At 65.4% G+C, this 15,363-nt stretch carries 19 protein-coding genes; 5 read left to right on the top strand and 14 right to left on the bottom strand.

Translation table 11 applies throughout. From position 1 onward, the window contains the following. Nucleotides 1–5 precede the first annotated feature (5 nt). The 5 genes from pstA to purE all read right to left on the bottom strand — a co-directional run bounded on the left by pstA (nucleotide 6) and on the right by purE (nucleotide 5,702). Nucleotides 6–1,319, bottom strand: a complete 1,314-nt coding sequence (pstA, locus tag RB623_RS27470) for a phosphate ABC transporter permease PstA (RefSeq protein ID WP_308060307.1) — start codon at nucleotides 1,317–1,319, stop codon at nucleotides 6–8. Beyond that, nucleotides 1,316–2,776 (bottom strand): phosphate ABC transporter permease subunit PstC, encoded by a 1,461-nt coding sequence (gene pstC, locus RB623_RS27465; RefSeq protein WP_308060333.1) that lies wholly within the window; start codon nucleotides 2,774–2,776, stop codon nucleotides 1,316–1,318. Before pstC ends, pstA begins: the two co-directional genes overlap by 4 nt. Before the next feature lie 92 nt (nucleotides 2,777–2,868). Next, entirely contained in the window at nucleotides 2,869–3,894 is a 1,026-nt protein-coding gene (locus RB623_RS27460) for a substrate-binding domain-containing protein (protein ID WP_308060306.1), read from the bottom strand. 273 nt (nucleotides 3,895–4,167) lie between these two features. Continuing rightward, nucleotides 4,168–5,244, bottom strand: a complete 1,077-nt coding sequence (locus RB623_RS27455) for a 5-(carboxyamino)imidazole ribonucleotide synthase (protein ID WP_308060305.1) — start codon at nucleotides 5,242–5,244, stop codon at nucleotides 4,168–4,170. Next, a complete protein-coding gene (gene purE / locus RB623_RS27450; protein ID WP_374121751.1) occupies nucleotides 5,241–5,702 on the bottom strand; it encodes a 5-(carboxyamino)imidazole ribonucleotide mutase in 462 nt (153 codons plus the stop codon). Before purE ends, RB623_RS27455 begins: the two co-directional genes overlap by 4 nt. A gap of 163 nt (nucleotides 5,703–5,865) precedes the next feature. Here purE and RB623_RS27445 point away from each other — a divergent pair, with 163 nt between their 5' ends. Beyond that, nucleotides 5,866–6,777: an acetamidase/formamidase family protein gene (locus tag RB623_RS27445; protein ID WP_308060303.1), complete on the top strand. Its 912-nt coding sequence runs from the start codon at nucleotides 5,866–5,868 to the stop codon at nucleotides 6,775–6,777. An 85-nt stretch (nucleotides 6,778–6,862) separates the two neighbouring features. Here the strand turns inward: RB623_RS27445 and RB623_RS27440 are convergent, their stop codons facing one another. Next, nucleotides 6,863–7,066 (bottom strand): YdcH family protein, encoded by a 204-nt coding sequence (locus tag RB623_RS27440; protein ID WP_308060302.1) that lies wholly within the window; start codon nucleotides 7,064–7,066, stop codon nucleotides 6,863–6,865. A 236-nt stretch (nucleotides 7,067–7,302) separates the two neighbouring features. On the opposite strand from RB623_RS27440, the gene RB623_RS27435 reads away from it, so the two are divergent. Continuing rightward, nucleotides 7,303–7,476 carry a DUF465 domain-containing protein gene (locus RB623_RS27435; RefSeq protein WP_308060301.1) on the top strand — a complete coding sequence of 58 codons (174 nt, stop codon included), beginning with the start codon at nucleotides 7,303–7,305 and terminating at the stop codon, nucleotides 7,474–7,476. Between the two features lie 259 nt (nucleotides 7,477–7,735). On the opposite strand, the gene RB623_RS27430 is transcribed toward RB623_RS27435, so the two are convergent. The 5 genes from RB623_RS27430 to RB623_RS27410 all read right to left on the bottom strand — a co-directional run bounded on the left by RB623_RS27430 (nucleotide 7,736) and on the right by RB623_RS27410 (nucleotide 10,323). Continuing rightward, a complete protein-coding gene (locus tag RB623_RS27430; protein WP_308060332.1) occupies nucleotides 7,736–7,996 on the bottom strand; it encodes a metalloregulator ArsR/SmtB family transcription factor in 261 nt (86 codons plus the stop codon). 31 nt (nucleotides 7,997–8,027) lie between these two features. Then, entirely contained in the window at nucleotides 8,028–9,275 is a 1,248-nt protein-coding gene (locus RB623_RS27425) for an MFS transporter (RefSeq protein WP_308060331.1), read from the bottom strand. A gap of 133 nt (nucleotides 9,276–9,408) precedes the next feature. Next, complete coding sequence (locus tag RB623_RS27420) at nucleotides 9,409–9,702, bottom strand: helix-turn-helix transcriptional regulator (protein WP_308060300.1); 294 nt, start codon at nucleotides 9,700–9,702, stop codon at nucleotides 9,409–9,411. Then, nucleotides 9,699–9,932 carry a type II toxin-antitoxin system RelE/ParE family toxin gene (locus tag RB623_RS27415; protein WP_308060330.1) on the bottom strand — a complete coding sequence of 78 codons (234 nt, stop codon included), beginning with the start codon at nucleotides 9,930–9,932 and terminating at the stop codon, nucleotides 9,699–9,701. Before RB623_RS27415 ends, RB623_RS27420 begins: the two co-directional genes overlap by 4 nt. A 199-nt stretch (nucleotides 9,933–10,131) precedes the next feature. Next, complete coding sequence (locus RB623_RS27410; protein WP_308060299.1) at nucleotides 10,132–10,323, bottom strand: DUF1192 domain-containing protein; 192 nt, start codon at nucleotides 10,321–10,323, stop codon at nucleotides 10,132–10,134. 89 nt (nucleotides 10,324–10,412) lie between these two features. Here RB623_RS27410 and RB623_RS27405 point away from each other — a divergent pair, with 89 nt between their 5' ends. Continuing rightward, nucleotides 10,413–11,423, top strand: coding sequence for an NAD(P)H-quinone oxidoreductase (locus RB623_RS27405; protein WP_308060298.1), 1,011 nt, complete (start codon nucleotides 10,413–10,415; stop codon nucleotides 11,421–11,423). Nucleotides 11,424–11,507: 84 nt separating this feature from the next. On the opposite strand, the gene RB623_RS27400 is transcribed toward RB623_RS27405, so the two are convergent. From RB623_RS27400 to RB623_RS27390, 3 genes are all read right to left on the bottom strand, one after another. Continuing rightward, nucleotides 11,508–11,768 (bottom strand): DUF2312 domain-containing protein, encoded by a 261-nt coding sequence (locus RB623_RS27400; RefSeq protein WP_308060297.1) that lies wholly within the window; start codon nucleotides 11,766–11,768, stop codon nucleotides 11,508–11,510. 169 nt (nucleotides 11,769–11,937) lie between these two features. Then, nucleotides 11,938–12,246, bottom strand: coding sequence for a DUF1244 domain-containing protein (locus RB623_RS27395; protein WP_308060296.1), 309 nt, complete (start codon nucleotides 12,244–12,246; stop codon nucleotides 11,938–11,940). Between the two features lie 135 nt (nucleotides 12,247–12,381). Continuing rightward, on the bottom strand, nucleotides 12,382–13,179 hold the full coding sequence (locus RB623_RS27390) for an N-formylglutamate amidohydrolase (protein ID WP_308060295.1): 798 nt from the start codon (nucleotides 13,177–13,179) through the stop codon (nucleotides 12,382–12,384). A 182-nt stretch (nucleotides 13,180–13,361) separates the two neighbouring features. On the opposite strand from RB623_RS27390, the gene RB623_RS27385 reads away from it, so the two are divergent. Together RB623_RS27385 and pyk are read left to right on the top strand one after the other, a co-directional pair. Next, entirely contained in the window at nucleotides 13,362–13,907 is a 546-nt protein-coding gene (locus RB623_RS27385; protein WP_374121749.1) for a DUF1036 domain-containing protein, read from the top strand. Then, complete coding sequence (gene pyk / locus RB623_RS27380) at nucleotides 13,904–15,334, top strand: pyruvate kinase (RefSeq protein ID WP_308060293.1); 1,431 nt, start codon at nucleotides 13,904–13,906, stop codon at nucleotides 15,332–15,334. Before RB623_RS27385 ends, pyk begins: the two co-directional genes overlap by 4 nt. Nucleotides 15,335–15,363 lie beyond the last annotated feature (29 nt).

The following is a 15,363-nucleotide window of genomic DNA, read 5'->3' as shown; positions in this document are numbered from 1 at the left end:
CCCGTCTACCAACGCCGTTCGAAGCGGCGCCTGAGTACGATTGCGGTAATGTTCATCACCATGAGGAACACCAGAAGGATGATGATGGCGCCGGACATGCGCTCGACGAAGGCGCGTTCGGCCTCGTTCGCCCACATATAGATCTGCACGGGCAGCGCGGTGGCCGGATCGAGTGGCGTGGTCGGATAGTCGGCAACGAAGGCGACCATGCCGATCAAAAGCAGCGGCGCCGTCTCGCCCAGCGCGCGGGCAAGGCCGATGATGGTGCCGGTCAGGATGCCGGGGGTGGCCAGCGGCAGCACATGCTGGAACACGGCTTGCGTCTTCGAGGCACCGAGGCCGAGCGCCGCCGAGCGGATCGACGGCGGCACAGCGGCAAGTGCTGCGCGCGTGGCGATGATGATCGTCGGCAGCGTCATCAGCGTCAACACCAGGCCGCCGACCAGGGCCGCCGAGCGCGGCAGCCCCAGGAAGTTGATGAAGACGGCGAGGCCCAGCAGACCGAAGACGATCGACGGCACGGCGGCGAGGTTGTTGATGTTGACCTCGATGATGTCGGTGAGCCGCGTCTTCTTGGCGAATTCCTCCAGATAGATCGAGGCGGCGACGCCGATCGGCAGCGCCAGCAGCAGCACGATCAGCATCATGTAGAACGAGCCGATGATTGCCACGCCCATGCCGGAGGTCTCCGGACGGCTGGACGCGCCGTTGACGAACAGGCCGGTGTTGAACTTGCCGGCCATGACGCCTTCGTCACGCAGCTTGTTCATGAAGCCGACCTGCTTGTCGGAGACCTTGCGATTGGTCTCGGCAACGCCGAGGTCGATCTGGCCCTTGTAGGCCGAGTCGATATTGGCGCTTGCCAGCACCCAGACGTCGCGGGTGGTGCCGATGATCGACGGGTCGGCGACCACCATGTCGCGAAGCTGCGTGCGCACGCCGTCGGAGATGAAACCCTTCAGCGCCGCCATCTGCGGCTTGTCATCAGGCGAGATGCCGAGCCTGGCGGCCAGCGCGTCGCGCGCCAGGTTCGGATAGTTCGCCTTGATCAGCACGCTCGGATCGGTGGCGCGCTTGTCCTGCGGATCGATCACCTTCGCGTCGAATGTGATCGGCAGCAGAACCGAGGTCTGCATGAACGAGGTGTAGCCCTTGGAGACGATCGAGATCAGCATCACCGCAAGGAAGATGACGCCGATCGAGATCGCGACGCGGCCGTACCAGCGGAAGCGCGTCTCGGCGGCGTAGCGCCGCTTCAGGCCGATGTCGCGACGGGCCGGAGCCTGGGCGACCGGAAGAGTGCCGACGGCGGCGGTCATTCGTACTGCTCCCGATATTTGCGCACGATGTAGAGCGCGACGATGTTCATGATCAGCGTCACCACAAAGAGCGTGATGCCGAGCGCGAAGGCGACGAGCGTCTGCGGCGAGTTGAACTCGAGGTCGCCGGTCAACTGGTTGACGATCTTGACGGTGATCGTGGTCATCGCCTCGAACGGGTTGAGCGTCAAATTGGCGGCGACGCCGGCCGCCAGCACAACGATCATCGTCTCGCCGATGGCGCGCGAGGCCGTCAGCAGCACCGCGCCGACGATGCCCGGCAGCGCCGCCGGCAGGATCACCCGCTTGATCGTCTCGGAGCGCGTTGCGCCGAGGCCGAGCGACCCGTCGCGCATGGCGCGCGGCACCGCCGTGATGATGTCGTCGGAGAGCGATGACACCACCGGGATCAGCATGATGCCCATGACGAGGCCGGCGGTAAAAATCGACTGCGCCTGGATAAAGGGCGTGCCGCCGGTCAACGCGGCGGAGAGGTCGCGCAGGAACGGCCCGAGCGTCACCAGCGCGAAGATGCCGTAGACGATGGTCGGGATGCCGGCCAGCAGCTCCAGCGTCGGCTTGACGATCGAGCGCACACGGCGCGAGGCGTACTCGGCCATGTAGACCGCTGACATCAGGCCGATGGGCACGGCGACCAGCAGCGCCACCAGCGCGATGTAGAGCGTGCCGGCAAGCAGCGGGATCAGGCCGAACTGGCCGGCGGAATCGCCGGCGCCGGCGGCGGCGAAGCGAGGATCCCAGACCGTGCCGAAGAAGAAGTTGGTGAGCGGCACCGACGCGAAGAAGTGGAACGTCTCGAACAGCATCGACAGCACGATGCCGACGGTCGTCAGGATGGCGATGGTCGACGATCCAAGCAGCGCCCACAACACGATGCGCTCGACATTGTTGCGCGCCCGCGTTCTTGGCTGGATGCCGCGGACAGCGATCCCGGCGCCGGCAAGCGACAGGATCAGGCCAATCACGCCGCCGGTCAGCCGCAGGCCGTCGCTGGCACGGTTGGTCTCGACGGCGACCGGGATCATGTAATCCTGCGTGTCGGGCGCCAGCGCCACGCCCTTGGCGACCAGCATCGGCTGCAACTCGGCGAAGGTCGCGGGCAACTTGTCGAGCGTCGCCGCGTCGAGCCGTCTCAGGCCGTTGGCGAGGCTCCGCACCAGGCCGAGTTCCAGGCTTCGGTTGGGCACCGCGCTGTCGGCCGTCTGCGGCGGAAGCTGCGCCTCGATATGGCGCTCAAGATAGACCGAGGAGCCGACGCTCCAGACGATGAGAAAAAGCAGGGCCGGCACGGTCGCCAGCAGGAACGCCCACCAGGCATGGTAATGCGGGCGCGAATGCTGCTTCACCGCTCCGCCGGTGTGCACCGCGGCGCGCTGACGGCCGATGATGTAGGCGACCACGCCGATCACGAGGATGATGGCGATAAAATAGGTCATCGGCATGCGCGGAACCCCCGGCGCTCACAAGCTAAAAAGGGAGGCAATAAAGATTGCCGCGCGGCCGGAAGGCCGCGCGGCGCATTCGACAACTACATGGTCTTGCCGGCGGCGAAGTCGTCGCGCTGCTGCTGGCGCTCGGCATCCGGCGCGGCAACCAGGCCGTACTCGGCGAGCGGGCTCTCGGGGCCGACCATCTGGTCGTCGAGGAAGAACTCGACATATTCCTTCAGGCCCGGCACGACGCCGAGATGCGCCTTCTTCACGTAGAAGAACAGCGGGCGCGACACCGGATACTCGCCCTTGGCGATCGTCTCGGTGGAAGGCACAACGCCGCCGACAGTGGCTACCTTCAGCTTGTCGGCGTTGTTTTCGTAGAAGGCCAGGCCGAACACGCCGACGCCGGTCTTGTTGGCGTCGATGCGGGCCAGCGTCTCGGTGTAGTCGCCATCGATGTCGACCGCCTTGCCGTCCTTGCGAACCGCGACGCAGGCCTTGGTGACTTCCTTCTCGCCGACGCCGGCAGCCTTCACGGCATCCTTGTCGCAGCCGGCCGCCATCAGCTTCTCTTCGAAGACTTCGCGAGTGCCGTGCTTTTCGCCCGGGATGTAGGCGGCGATGTCCCAGTCCGGCAGGGCCGGGTTGACCTGGTTCCACTTGGTGTTCGGATTGGCGACGAGCTTGCCGTCGACGACGAGCTGCGCGGCGAGCGCCTTGTAGATGTCGGCCGGGGTGAGCGCCCAATCCGGACCCTTGATGTCGGTGGCGAAGACGATGCCGTCATAGCCGATCTTGACTTCCTGCACGTCCTTGACGCCGGCGTCGACGCAGGACTTGAGTTCGTCTTCCTTCATCTTGCGCGAGGAATTGGCGACGTCGATCGTGGCCTCGCCGACGCCCTTGCAGAATTCCTTGATGCCGGCGCCCGAACCGCCGGACTCGACGACGGGGGTCTTGAACTCGGTGAAGGTCTCGCCGAAGGATTCGGCGACGATCTTGGCGTAGGGCAGAACGGTCGACGAACCGGCGATCTGGACCTGGTCGCGGGCGGCGGCGATACCGGCCGAGGCGGCGAGCGCCAGGACCGCAGCCGACGCTGTGAGGATAGCTTTTTTCATGGGGCCTGCTCCTGTCGGGATATTGGCTAGGACGCCTTTCCCGGCGTCACGCGGAGAGGCCTTAACGAGCCTGTGTAACAGTTGCATGACAGTTTCGTGTCGAACGGGTAAACGGCCGTTCGTCATGGCCGCTCCTGTTTGCCGGCAGGCTTTGCAGGCTCTTTTGCCGGCTGGGATACGCAATCTCCGACGCAACCGGGCCCGCGGCCGGTCACGATCGCGTGTCTTTCAAATTCTTGTCAGCGAGCGTGTAGACGATTGCTCTGCCGGCTTTCAGCGGCGCAGCAGCCGTGTGAAATGGCCCATCTTGCGGCCGGGCCGGGCTTCCGCCTTGCCGTACAGGTGCAGCACCAGATCAGCCTCGGCCAGCAGCGCTGGCGCGCGAAAGACGTCGTCGCCGATCAGATTTTCCATGACGCAGTCGGAGTGCCGGCGCGGGTCCCCCAATGGCAGGCCCGCGACGGCGCGGATATGCTGCTCGAACTGCGAAACAGCGCAGGCGGCTTCCGTCCAGTGCCCCGAATTGTGGACGCGCGGCGCAATCTCATTGGCGAGCAGGCCGCCGTCCGGGAGCACGAAGAATTCGACGCCGATGACTCCGACATAATCCAACGCCCCGAGAATGGAAAACGCCGCTCCGGTCGCTGCCTTCGCTGTTGTCGGCGAAACGGATGCCGGCAAGGTGGACGTATGCAGGATGCCGTCGCGGTGCACATTCTCGGCGGGATCGAAAGCCGACAGCCCGCCGTCAATACCACGCGCGGCAATGATCGAAATTTCCCGCTCGAATGGCACGAAGCTTTCGAGGATGAGCGGCACGCCGCCCATCGCGGCAACGCTGCCCGTCACGTCGCCCGTATGACTGCGGAACACGCGTTGGCCTTTTCCGTCATAACCCAGCCGCCGCGTCTTCAGGATGCCGTTGCCACCGAAGGCATCGAGCGCGGCGTGCAGGTCGGCATCACTGTCGACGGCGCGAAAATCGGCAGTTGGAACGCCGATGCCGTTCAGAAACGTCTTTTCGGCCAGCCGGTCCTGCGACACTTTTAGCGCACGCGGCGGCGGATGGACCGGCACGGACGCCGCCAGCCGTTCGGCGGCGACGACCGGCACGTTCTCGAACTCGTAGGTGACGACGGCCGAAACCTTTGCCAGTTCGTCCAGAGCCGCCGGATCGTCATAGGCAGCCACGATCTGCCGGTTGGCGGCCTGCGCTGCCGGGCAATCCGCCTGTGGTTCCAGGATGACGGTGCGATAACCCAGCCGCGCCGCGGCCATCGCCAGCATGCGGCCGAGCTGGCCGCCGCCGATAATGCCGATCGTCGAATTCAGGGGGAGCGGTTTTGTCATGCTTCGGAAGGTGTTTCCGCGACCGCTGCGGTCTGCCGCGAGCGCCAGTCATCCAATCGCGTCGCCAGTGCTTCGTCGCTCAGGGCAAGCACCGCCGCCGCGAGCAGCGCGGCGTTGACCGCGCCTGCTCTGCCGATCGCCAGCGTGCCGACAGGAATGCCGGCCGGCATCTGCACGATCGACAGCAGCGAATCTTTTCCGGACAGCGCCTTGGATTCCACGGGAACCCCGAACACCGGCAGTTGCGTCAGCGCCGCCGCCATGCCCGGCAGATGCGCCGCGCCGCCTGCACCCGCGATGATCACCTTGTAGCCGGCTGCCTTGGCCCCGCTGGCGAAGTCGTAGAGTCGTTTCGGGGTGCGGTGCGCCGACACGATGCGGTCGTCATGGGCGACGCCGAGCGCATCGAGCGTCTCGGCGGCATGTTTCATGGTCGCCCAGTCGGACTGGCTGCCCATGATGATCGCCACGTCGGCTTTACGTTCGGCCACCGTCTTCGTCCCCGGTCGTGCGGAATGCGGCGCATAACGGAATTCCGGACAGCCCGCAAGGATTGGCGGCACCAAACGACTTCCACAGGTCGGCTTGCCGCTGCCAAAAGGTTCGGTTACGCCTTCGGCCATGACGACGCATCGCTTCACCGCCACCGCCTGGGCCAATGTGCTGGGCACCCTGCCCCCGGCCCTCACCGTCGCCTCCGGCGATACCGTGATCACCGAAACGATCGACGCCCACGGCTTCGACAAGGACGGCGTGCAGCGCGCGCCGGAGCCGAACCCGATGAACGGTCCGATCTTCGTGACCGGCGCCGAGCCCGGCGACGCGCTCAGGGTGGAGATTCTGCGCATGACGCCGGTCAGCCCCACCGGCTGGACCCGCGCGTCGCTGGCCGGCAATGTCGTCGATCCCGAATTCGTGCGAAACCTGCCGCCGCGCGACAAGGTGAACTGGCGGATCGATCGGCAGGGACTGACGGTAGCGCTGGAGCCCGCCGTGCCGGGCCTCGAGCACCTCGTCCTGCCGCTGGAGCCGATGATCGGCTGCTTCGGCGTGGCGCCGGCTTTAGGTCAGGCCTTCTCCACCGCGACCAGCGCCGAGAATGGCGGCAACATGGATTACCGGGGTTTTTGCCCCGGCGCGACCGTGTGGTTCCCCGTCGCCATGCCCGGCGCGCTGTTCTTCCTCGGCGATTGCCATGCGACGCAGGGCGACGGCGAGATCGTCGGCACCGGCATCGAGACCTGCTTCGAGGTCGAGGTGCGGCTGACGGTCGAAAAGAACCGCAATCTTGTCTGGCCGCGCGGCGAAAACGCCACCGACATCTTTTCGGTGGGCAACGCGCGGCCGCTCGACCAGGCGCTGCAGCACGCCACCACCGACATGTTCAACTGGCTGACCGGCGACTATGGCCTCAGCCCTCAGGCCGCCAGCCATCTCATGGGGCAGGTTGTCCGCTACGACGTCGGAAACGTCTTCGATCCGGCCTACACCATGGTCTGCCGAATCGAGAAAAAGTGGCTGCCGAACCGCTGAACACCGGCAGGCGGCAATTCGGGGCGCATTCGGAAAAGCCGCCCCCAGGGCCATCAAATCAACGCGACGCCGGCGCGCCGGCCGCTCACGCAATAATATCGGGGATAATCCGGTCTTCCAGCTTCGCCAGCCGGTCCTTGAGGCCCAGCTTCTTTTTCTTCATGCGCTGGATCTGCAGCGGGTCGCAGCCGGTCGCGATCATGGCGTTTATGGCGGCGTCGAAATCGGCGTGTTCCTGCTTGAGCTTCGCGAATTCAAGGCGAATGTCGGTCTGATCCTGGTCGGACATTTCTTTCCGTCGGCAGAAATCCGGCGCCGCTGGCGCCAACAGGGCGGGGTCCGGGCGCGCTAGCCCACCCGGCGGCAAGCCATTAGCACATTTTGCCGCTTCGGGAAATGCTACCACTCAGCATTCGACATTGCCACAATCTGGTGGCAGAGTGTCATCGTACCGTCACGAGGCGGCATGGGCGGAAGCCGCTTGAGAACGCGTGCTATCGAGGAACCATGAAGGGAGAAGCAAGCATGTCTCTTGCCAACCACCTTGACGAACTTCAGCGCAGGCACGGCGACATCGAACGCCAGATCGACGAGGCGCTCACCCATCCGTCGGTAGACGACCTCGAAATCGTGACGCTCAAGCGACGCAAGTTGGCAATCAAGGACGAGATGGAGAAGTTGCGACACACCACGCACTGACGACCGTCAGAAACGCAATTCGACTCCGCGCTTGACCACCCGGCGGCAGCTTTGTTGCCGGAAAGAAATCAAGTTTTCCAGCCGGATCTCGCCCGCCTCGCGGATGAGTGAGTTTGTTTATCCTCGCAACGTCAGGTCGCGTGCCCCGCGGGACCTGGCGGTTGCGGGGCAGTGGCCGCGTCAGAGCGCAGCTCCGGTCTTCTCGGGCGGCCGGCGCACCGGACCCCGCGCAGGTTCCCTGCCCGGCAGCGAGGGAGTCCTAAGCCTGCCAGAACTGATCCAGCCAGATATTCAGCTTGAGAAAGCCGTTCTCACTGACGGCGTAGACGCGCCTGGTGCCATCGGCCCTGGCACTGACCAGTCCGGCGTCGAGCAGGACCTTGAGATGTTGCGAGACCGCCGGCCGCGACACCGGAAGGCCTGATGCCAGTTCGCCGACAGTCTTCGGTCCGCGCCTCAGCTCCTCGAGCAGATGGCGCCGATTGGGGTCTGCAATCGCCGCGAACGCGTCGGTGAGCATGTGCCATTGTTGCGGCAAGCGCCAAAAATTCTCAACCGTCTTGTTCGGGCTTGATGCGCGGATCAAGCCGCGCCGCCTCCGGGGTTGCGCCGCGCTCGGACGGCATGGTCGTGAACGCCTCGCGCGCTTCCACCGGCACCGGCGCACGCCTGGAGATGCGCAGCAACGTATAGGCGGCGAGCGCGACATGCGCCAGCGCCGTCGCCAGGAACAGGCTTTCGGGCCGCATCAGGCTCATCAGCGACGACCCCAGCAGCGGCCCGATCATCGTGCCGAAACCGTAGAGCAGCAGCAGGCCGCCCGAGACCTTGACGAAATCTTCCGGGCTCGCGTGGTCGTTGGCATGCGCGACCGCCAGCGAATAGAGCGTGTAGGCGAGCGCGCCGTAGCAGGCTGTCATGGCGATAACGGTGACGCCGGCGCGTGGCGTCACCAAAAACACCAGCAGACCAAACAGCGCCGCCCCCATCGAGGCGGCGGCCAGTACGTAGCGGCGGTCGGTGCGGTCCGAGACGCGACCGATTGGCAGTTGCAGCGCCGCTCCCGCCACCACAACGAGGCTCATCATCAGCGCGATCTCGGCCGTGGTGATGCCGATGCGCGCGCCATAGACGGCGCCCAGCGTTCCCCAGGCGCCGTTGGCGACTCCGATCAGCAGGCAGCCAACCGACGCCACCGGCGAGTTCGCGTAGAGGCTTTTGATGTCGAGCGAAACGTCCTGCAGCGGCTTTGGCGTGTCGGCCGTCGACATGGCGGTGGGCAGCAGCGCCAGGCAGAAGAAGATGCCGGCGACCATGAACAGCGAATCGGACCGGACGTCGCCGGCCGCGACGATCATCTGCCCGGCCATGATCGAGGCATAGGTGACCATCATGTAGAGGCCGAACACGGTGCCGCGGTTCTCGTTGGTCGCCTTCTCGTTGAGCCAGCTCTCGATCACCATGAAGGCGCCTGCCATGGTGAAGCCGGTGGCGGCGCGCAGAATGATCCAGGCGACCGGGTGGATCATCAGCCCGGTCAGCAGGGCGATGATCGCGCCCGATGCCGCGAAGGCGCCGAAAGCGCGGACATGACCGGCGCGGCGCACCAGCCGCGGCGCCAGGAAGCAGCCGGCGACGAAACCGCCCGCCCAGGCGGTGCCGAGCAGGCCGAGCACGGCGGTCGAAAATCCTTCTGCCTGGCCACGCAGCGGCAAGAGCAGGCCGTGAAGGCCGGACGCCGCCAGCAGGAAGGCGGTGCCACGCAGCAGGGACAGGATCGGCCGGTAGGTCGCGAACATCATTCAATCCGGATCAGAGGTACGAAGTGCCCAGGATACAATAGCCGATTTGGTCGACAGCGTGACCACGCGGCGAGCGACTCGGTCTCACGCAGTCGCGGCACCCACCCAGGAGGGATCCCGCCTACTCCTGTCAAATCAGCTCGATCTTTATCGTCCTGCCCACCGCATGCGCCGCCCGCGACAAGACGCCGAGCGTGACACCGTCATTGTCTGGATCGAGCAGCCGGTCGAGTTGCGAGCGGCTGGTTTCCAGCCGCCTCGCCATTTCCACCTTGGTGATATTCTGCTCCTTCATCGCTGCCTTGAGTTGGAAGGCGACGACGCGTTTGATCGCTTGCTCCGTCGACTCCTCGTAGCTCCCTTGCTCCTTCAAAAAATCTTCAAACAAGGGGCCGGCCTTGCCCCGCTCGATGTCGTCCGTCATTTCAAACCTCGCATTCGTTTCACAGCTGTCTCTATCTCTTGAGGCGGCGTGTTTTGCGACTTCTTGATAAACCCATGCAGCAGCACCATCGCGCCCTGATGCGAGCAAAAGAACACGCGGGCGATCCTGCCGTCAGAAAGGTTCGTTCTGATCTCCCATAGTCCTTTGTGACCCGACAGTGATCGACATAGCGGCATTCCAACCGGCCAGCCGAATTCCGCGGTTCGGATGTCGTCGCCAATCGTCTTGCGATCGTCCGTCGCGAGAGAAAGCAGCCAAGTCGCGCACTGGAAGCCGGCCGGAATCTGCCTCGAAAAATCGCGCGGGAAACCGCTTCACGCCATTCATCGGATGATGAACCAGATATGGTACATTGCTGCAGCTGCAGTTGCAACACTGGAGAGGCGTAGCGCCAAACAGGTGACCATCTTACTTCCTGAAAAGCGCCTCGGCTGCCGATTTGGTCTGGCCGCGTTTGCCGCGTTCGGCTTCCAGCCGCTCGACCTCGGCCTTGAGCAGTCTTATCCGTTCCGAAAGCTCCTCGACGGACAGGAGCGATATGTCCTGCCCGACCACATGCGCAGTGGCAGGTTTGCGGGGCTCCTCGTCGAACATCGCCATCGGTCGGTCTCCCGTTTGCCAGATCACCGGAGAGACTACATAAGGGGAGAGGCTCGAAGCAACCGCGGCGCGATCACAAGGGACGGACCATGGCCGACGATACGACGATACCGGCGCGCATGACGGCAGTGGCGATCTCGCAGCCGGGAGGGCCCATGGTGCTCAAGCCGGAGAAGCGCGCCATCCCAGAGCTTGCCGAGCGCGACATCCTCATCCGCGTCCACGCCGCCGGCGTCAATCGGCCGGACGTGCTGCAGCGCAAGGGCGCCTATCCGCCACCGCCCGGCGCATCCGACCTGCCCGGGCTCGAAGTGGCCGGAACGGTGGTGGCGGTCGGGCCGGGCACAAGGCGCTGGCGCGTCGGCGACGCGGTCTGTGCGCTGACGCCCGGCGGCGGCTATGCCGAATATTGCAAGGTCGACGAGACCAACGCGCTGCCGGTGCCGCCGGGTTTCACCATGACCGAAGCGGCGGCGCTGCCGGAAACCTTCTTCACGGTCTGGCACAATGTGTTCGAGCGCGGCGGCCTCAAAGCCGGCGAGACCTTTCTTGTCCATGGCGGCAGTTCTGGCATCGGCACCACGGCGATCCAACTGGCGAAGGCGTTTGGCGCGACCGTCATCGCGACAGCCGGGTCGGCGGAAAAATGCGAAGCCTGCAGAAAGCTCGGCGCCGATCTCGCCATCGACTACAAGCAGCAGGATTTCGTCGAAGAGGTGAAAACCTTCACCGGCGGCAAGGGCGCCAACGTCATTCTCGACATGGTCGGCGGCGACTATGTCGGCCGCAACTATTCGGCGGCGGCGGTCGAGGGCCGCATCGTGCAAATCGCCACGCAGATGGGGGCGACGGCGAACGCGGACGTGTCGAAGATCATGGTGAAGCGTCTTGTCCATACCGGCTCGACGCTCAGGCCGCGCACCGCCGAGTTCAAGGGCACGGTGGCGGCCGCACTTGAGGCGCAGGTGTGGCCGCTGCTGGCGTCGCGCCGCGTCCAGCCGGTCATGGACATGATCTTTCCGCTTCGGGAAGCCTGGCGCGCCCATGAGCGGATGGAGGAAGGCGAGCATATCGGCAAGATCGTGCTCGACGTCGCCTGAAGCCGGGCCTCCGCCCCGGTCGGCTCCAAGGCAATGTGGCTGGTGAAACGCTTTTTGGCGACCGGGCTCCCGGCCGCCAAAAGATCACGCCATGCCGAGGGCGGCCATGTAGAGGTCGAGGATCGCTTCTTCTTCCTGCCGCTCGTTGGCGTCCTTCTTGCGCAGGCGGATGATGGTGCGCACCGCCTTGGTGTCGAAGCCCGTGCCTTTCATCTCGGCATAGACGTCCTTGATGTCGTCGGCGATGGTCTGCTTTTCCTCTTCCAGCCGCTCGATGCGCTCGATGAAGGCCTTGAGCTGCCCCGCCGCAACGGTCTGGCTGGTTTCGGTGATGTCTTCGGCCATGTCTGTCTCCGGAACGGCGATTGAAAGGCCGCGACTCGGGGCCACGGCGAGGACGCGGTTCGATGCCCGAAGCAGGCTGGAGGGTCAAGAGCGTTCGGGCTTCCGTCAAGGAAGCCGCAACACGAATGGAGCCGGCCGCCAAGCGAACGGCGTCGCTGCAGGGGCAGTGTTAATGATCCTTCGGCCGGTTGACCTCGAATGCCGCCTTCTTGGCGTCGGACGCCTCGGTCTGGTGGCGCGCCTGCCACTCGGCATAGGGCATGCCGTAGACGATTTCGCGCGACGCTTCCTTGGACAATTCCGCGCCGGACGCTTCCGCCGCCTCGCGGTACCAGTTGGACAGGCAGTTGCGGCAGAAGCCGGCCAGATTCATCAGGTCGATATTCTGCACGTCGCTGCGCTCGCGCAGGTGCTCGACCAGCCGTCGGAAGGCGGCTGCCTCGAAATCGCGTCTCTGCTCGTCGGAAAGTTCCGGCATCATGGCACTCCCTTAGGCATCGGCCTTTGAATCCGTCATGGCGAGGCGAAAATGGAGAGTCTCGAGAACCGAAGCGGAGCGTACGCGAGCATCGGAAGCACCGAAGATCTCCATTTGCAGCCCGCAAAGGCGGGTTTACATCGGCCCGGTGCGCGAGCCGAATTGCTTGACCACATGTATATCGGGTCGCAAATTGATCGCGTCAACGATCGGCGCCAGCCGCTCCGCCCAGGCTTCCGCGCCGGTCTCGTCGGCGATCAGATCCTGCCGGATCTCCAATAGCGCATGGGCGAAGCCGTTGACGATGGCATGCTTGTACATGGTGTCGCCCTTGAGCGCGCCGTCATAGGGCTCGTTGTCGCCGACCACGGTCAGCGGGTCGGCCGCCAGCATCCCGATCAGCAGCTTTGCGACGCGGTCGTCAAGGTCCCACAGAACGCCGGCATGCCACGGCCGCGCCCTGCCCTGCATGATCGGCGTGAAGGAATGGACCGAAAAGATCAGCGGCGGCGCGCCCGACTCGTGCGCCACGGAGGCGATCAGCGCCGCGACGGCGTCGTGATAGGGCCGGTAGAACCGATCGAGCCGCCGCTCGCGCTCCTCTGCCGACATCGGATAGTTGGCGGGCACGATGGTACCGTCATAAAGCTGGCGGATCAGCGTCGGGTCGTCCTCGCCCCGGTTGGGATCGATCAGCAGCCGCGAAAAGGCGGCGAACACTGCCGGCGCGCCGAGCCGCTCCGCCAGTTTCCGGATCACCATCTCGACACCGATGTCGTAGGCGATGTGGCGGTCGAATTCGCTCGACGGCAGGCCGAGGTCGCCATATTCGTCGGGCAGGTCGCGCCGCGCGTGGTCGGCGACGAGCACGATGCCGCGCCGCCGGTCCCCCTCGATCACCACGACGGGGGCGAAAAGTGCCGATCGTGTCATGAACCTTCCATAGGGATTGCTGCAAGGTGGCGGGCGTTGGGGCAGACACGCGTCTTTTCACGAAGCGACAAGCGGCGCAATGCCGTTGTTTCGCCAATCTTGAGGCCGAAGTCCGAAGCGGGACTCATGATTTGACGCGCCGGGTATTAAATCGATTGGATCGGCTGGCCGCGCGCGTTGACATGTGCGCGCAGTTTGCCGAAAAGGGGTGCCCGACAATGATTTCGTCCGCTTCGAGAGGTCTTCAGATGCTTTCTTCCGCCGGCCAGCGCAGCCGTTGCGCCGTCGCCGCGGGAGCCGTCGCCGTGGGCCTTTTCAGCCTTGCGCCGACCGAGGCGCGGGCCGATTTCCGCGTCTGCAACGCCACGCAGAACCTTGTCGGCGTCGGCATCGGCTACCGCGCCAAGGCGGGCTGGGTCACCGAGGGCTGGTGGCACATCGAGGGATCGAGCTGCAAGACGCTGATCGAAGGGCCGCTGGCCTCGCGTTTCTACTACCTCTACGCGGAAGACGCCGAGCGCGGCGGCCGCTGGGACGGCCCGATCACAATGTGTGTGGCGGAAAAGGAATTCAAGATCGCCGGCGTCACCGACTGCGTTGCCCGAGGCTTCCAGCGCGCTGGCTTCGAGGAATACGATACGGGCGAGCAGGCAAGCTGGATGGTCCAGCTCACCGACCAGCCCGGCACCGGCGGCGACCCGGCCGCCACGGGAGCGCCGTCGCCATGAGACGCAGCCGCAAGGTCAAGATTCTCGCAACAATCGGACCCGCTTCGTCATCCGTCGAGATGATCCGCAAGCTTTTCGAAGCCGGCGCCGACGTGTTCCGCATCAACATGAGCCATACCGACCATCCGCAGATGCGCACGCTGGTCGAGCGCATCCGGTTGGTGGAGGAGGAGCTTGGCCGGCCGATCGGCATCTTGGCGGACCTGCAGGGCCCGAAGCTGCGCGTCGGCAAGTTCGCCGAGGGCAAGGTGGCGCTGACCGTTGGCCAGACTTTCACGCTGGACGACGATACGACGCCGGGCAATGCCACCCGCGTATTTTTGCCGCATCCGGAGATTCTCGAGGCGGTCAAGACCGGCGACCGGCTGCTGATCGACGACGGCAAGCTCGCCCTGCGCGCCGTGCGCTGCGACGGCAGGTCGATCGAGACGGTGGTGGTTGCCGGCGACAAGATTTCCGACAAGAAGGGCGTCAGCCTGCCCGATACCGAGCTGCCGGTGGGCGCGCTGACCGAAAAGGACCGCGCCGATCTGGATGCCGTGCTCGCCACCGGCGTCGACTGGGTGGCACTGTCCTTCATCCAGCGTCCCGACGACCTTGCCGAGGCCCGCAAGATCGCGCGCGGCCGGGCGCTGCTGATGTCCAAGATCGAGAAGCCGCAGGCGGTCGCCCGCCTGCCCGAGATCATCGAACTCTCCGACGCCATCATGGTGGCCCGCGGCGATCTCGGCGTGGAAATGCCGCTGGAGGCGGTGCCCGGCATCCAGAAGCAGATCACCCGCGCCGCGCGGCGCGCCGGCAAGCCGGTGGTCGTCGCAACCCAGATGCTGGAATCGATGATCACCGCGCCGGTGCCGACCCGCGCCGAGGTTTCCGACGTGTCGATCGCCGTCTTCGAGGGTGCCGACGCCGTCATGTTGTCGGCCGAATCCGCCGCCGGCGCCTATCCGGTCGAGGCGGTGGCGATGATGAACCGCATCGCCGAGCAGGTCGAGCAGGACCCCTTCTATCCCGGCATCATCAACGCCCAGCGCTCCGAGCCGGAAGCCACCGGCGCCGACGCCGTGTCGCTGGCCGCCCGCCAGATCGCCGAGACGCTCAACCTGTCGGCCATCGTCACCTATACCGCGTCCGGCACGACCGGCCTGCGCGCTGCCCGCGAGCGGCCGCGCGTGCCGATCGTGGCGCTTTCGCCCGTGGTGGCGACCGCACGGCGCCTGTCGCTGCTGTGGGGCACCCACTGCGTGGTGACGCCCGACGCCGCCGACCTCGACGACATGGTGGAGCGCGCCTGCCGCATCGCCAAGGCCGAGGATTTCGGCAAGCAGGGCGACCGCGTCATCATCACCGCCGGCGTGCCGCTGCGAACCCCGGGCTCCACCAACATGCTGCGCATCGCCTATCTCGGCGCCGACGGGCGGAGCTGAGCCACCGTCATCTCGTCGAGGCACGGCCG

The sequence above is a fragment of the Mesorhizobium sp. LHD-90 genome, assembly GCF_030929505.1.
Taxonomy (GTDB): Bacteria; Pseudomonadota; Alphaproteobacteria; order Rhizobiales; family Rhizobiaceae; genus Kumtagia.
The sequence above is the reverse complement of the archived record's forward strand: the minus strand, read 5'-3'. Positions and strand labels throughout refer to the sequence as shown.

Bases quoted from the DNA above. Each gene is read 5' to 3' on its own strand.
- RB623_RS27430 (WP_308060332.1), bottom strand. From the start codon at position 7,996: ATGCTCACCGACGCGTTCGCGGCGATTGCAGACCCCAATCGGCGCCAT.
- RB623_RS27460 (WP_308060306.1), bottom strand. From the start codon at position 3,894: ATGAAAAAAGCTATCCTCACAGCGTCGGCTGCGGTCCTGGCGCTCGCC.
- pstA (WP_308060307.1), bottom strand. From the start codon at position 1,319: ATGACCGCCGCCGTCGGCACTCTTCCGGTCGCCCAGGCTCCGGCCCGT.
- RB623_RS27445 (WP_308060303.1), top strand. From the start codon at position 5,866: ATGACGACGCATCGCTTCACCGCCACCGCCTGGGCCAATGTGCTGGGC.
- RB623_RS27440 (WP_308060302.1), bottom strand. From the start codon at position 7,066: ATGTCCGACCAGGATCAGACCGACATTCGCCTTGAATTCGCGAAGCTC.
- pstC (WP_308060333.1), bottom strand. From the start codon at position 2,776: ATGACCTATTTTATCGCCATCATCCTCGTGATCGGCGTGGTCGCCTAC.
- RB623_RS27455 (WP_308060305.1), bottom strand. From the start codon at position 5,244: ATGACAAAACCGCTCCCCCTGAATTCGACGATCGGCATTATCGGCGGC.
- pyk (WP_308060293.1), top strand. From the start codon at position 13,904: ATGAGACGCAGCCGCAAGGTCAAGATTCTCGCAACAATCGGACCCGCT.
- RB623_RS27420 (WP_308060300.1), bottom strand. From the start codon at position 9,702: ATGACGGACGACATCGAGCGGGGCAAGGCCGGCCCCTTGTTTGAAGAT.
- purE (WP_374121751.1), bottom strand. From the start codon at position 5,702: ATGGGCAGCCAGTCCGACTGGGCGACCATGAAACATGCCGCCGAGACG.
- RB623_RS27395 (WP_308060296.1), bottom strand. From the start codon at position 12,246: ATGCCGGAACTTTCCGACGAGCAGAGACGCGATTTCGAGGCAGCCGCC.
- RB623_RS27405 (WP_308060298.1), top strand. From the start codon at position 10,413: ATGGCCGACGATACGACGATACCGGCGCGCATGACGGCAGTGGCGATC.
- RB623_RS27425 (WP_308060331.1), bottom strand. From the start codon at position 9,275: ATGTTCGCGACCTACCGGCCGATCCTGTCCCTGCTGCGTGGCACCGCC.
- RB623_RS27435 (WP_308060301.1), top strand. From the start codon at position 7,303: ATGTCTCTTGCCAACCACCTTGACGAACTTCAGCGCAGGCACGGCGAC.
- RB623_RS27390 (WP_308060295.1), bottom strand. From the start codon at position 13,179: ATGACACGATCGGCACTTTTCGCCCCCGTCGTGGTGATCGAGGGGGAC.
- RB623_RS27410 (WP_308060299.1), bottom strand. From the start codon at position 10,323: ATGGCGATGTTCGACGAGGAGCCCCGCAAACCTGCCACTGCGCATGTG.
- RB623_RS27400 (WP_308060297.1), bottom strand. From the start codon at position 11,768: ATGGCCGAAGACATCACCGAAACCAGCCAGACCGTTGCGGCGGGGCAG.
- RB623_RS27385 (WP_374121749.1), top strand. From the start codon at position 13,362: ATGTGCGCGCAGTTTGCCGAAAAGGGGTGCCCGACAATGATTTCGTCC.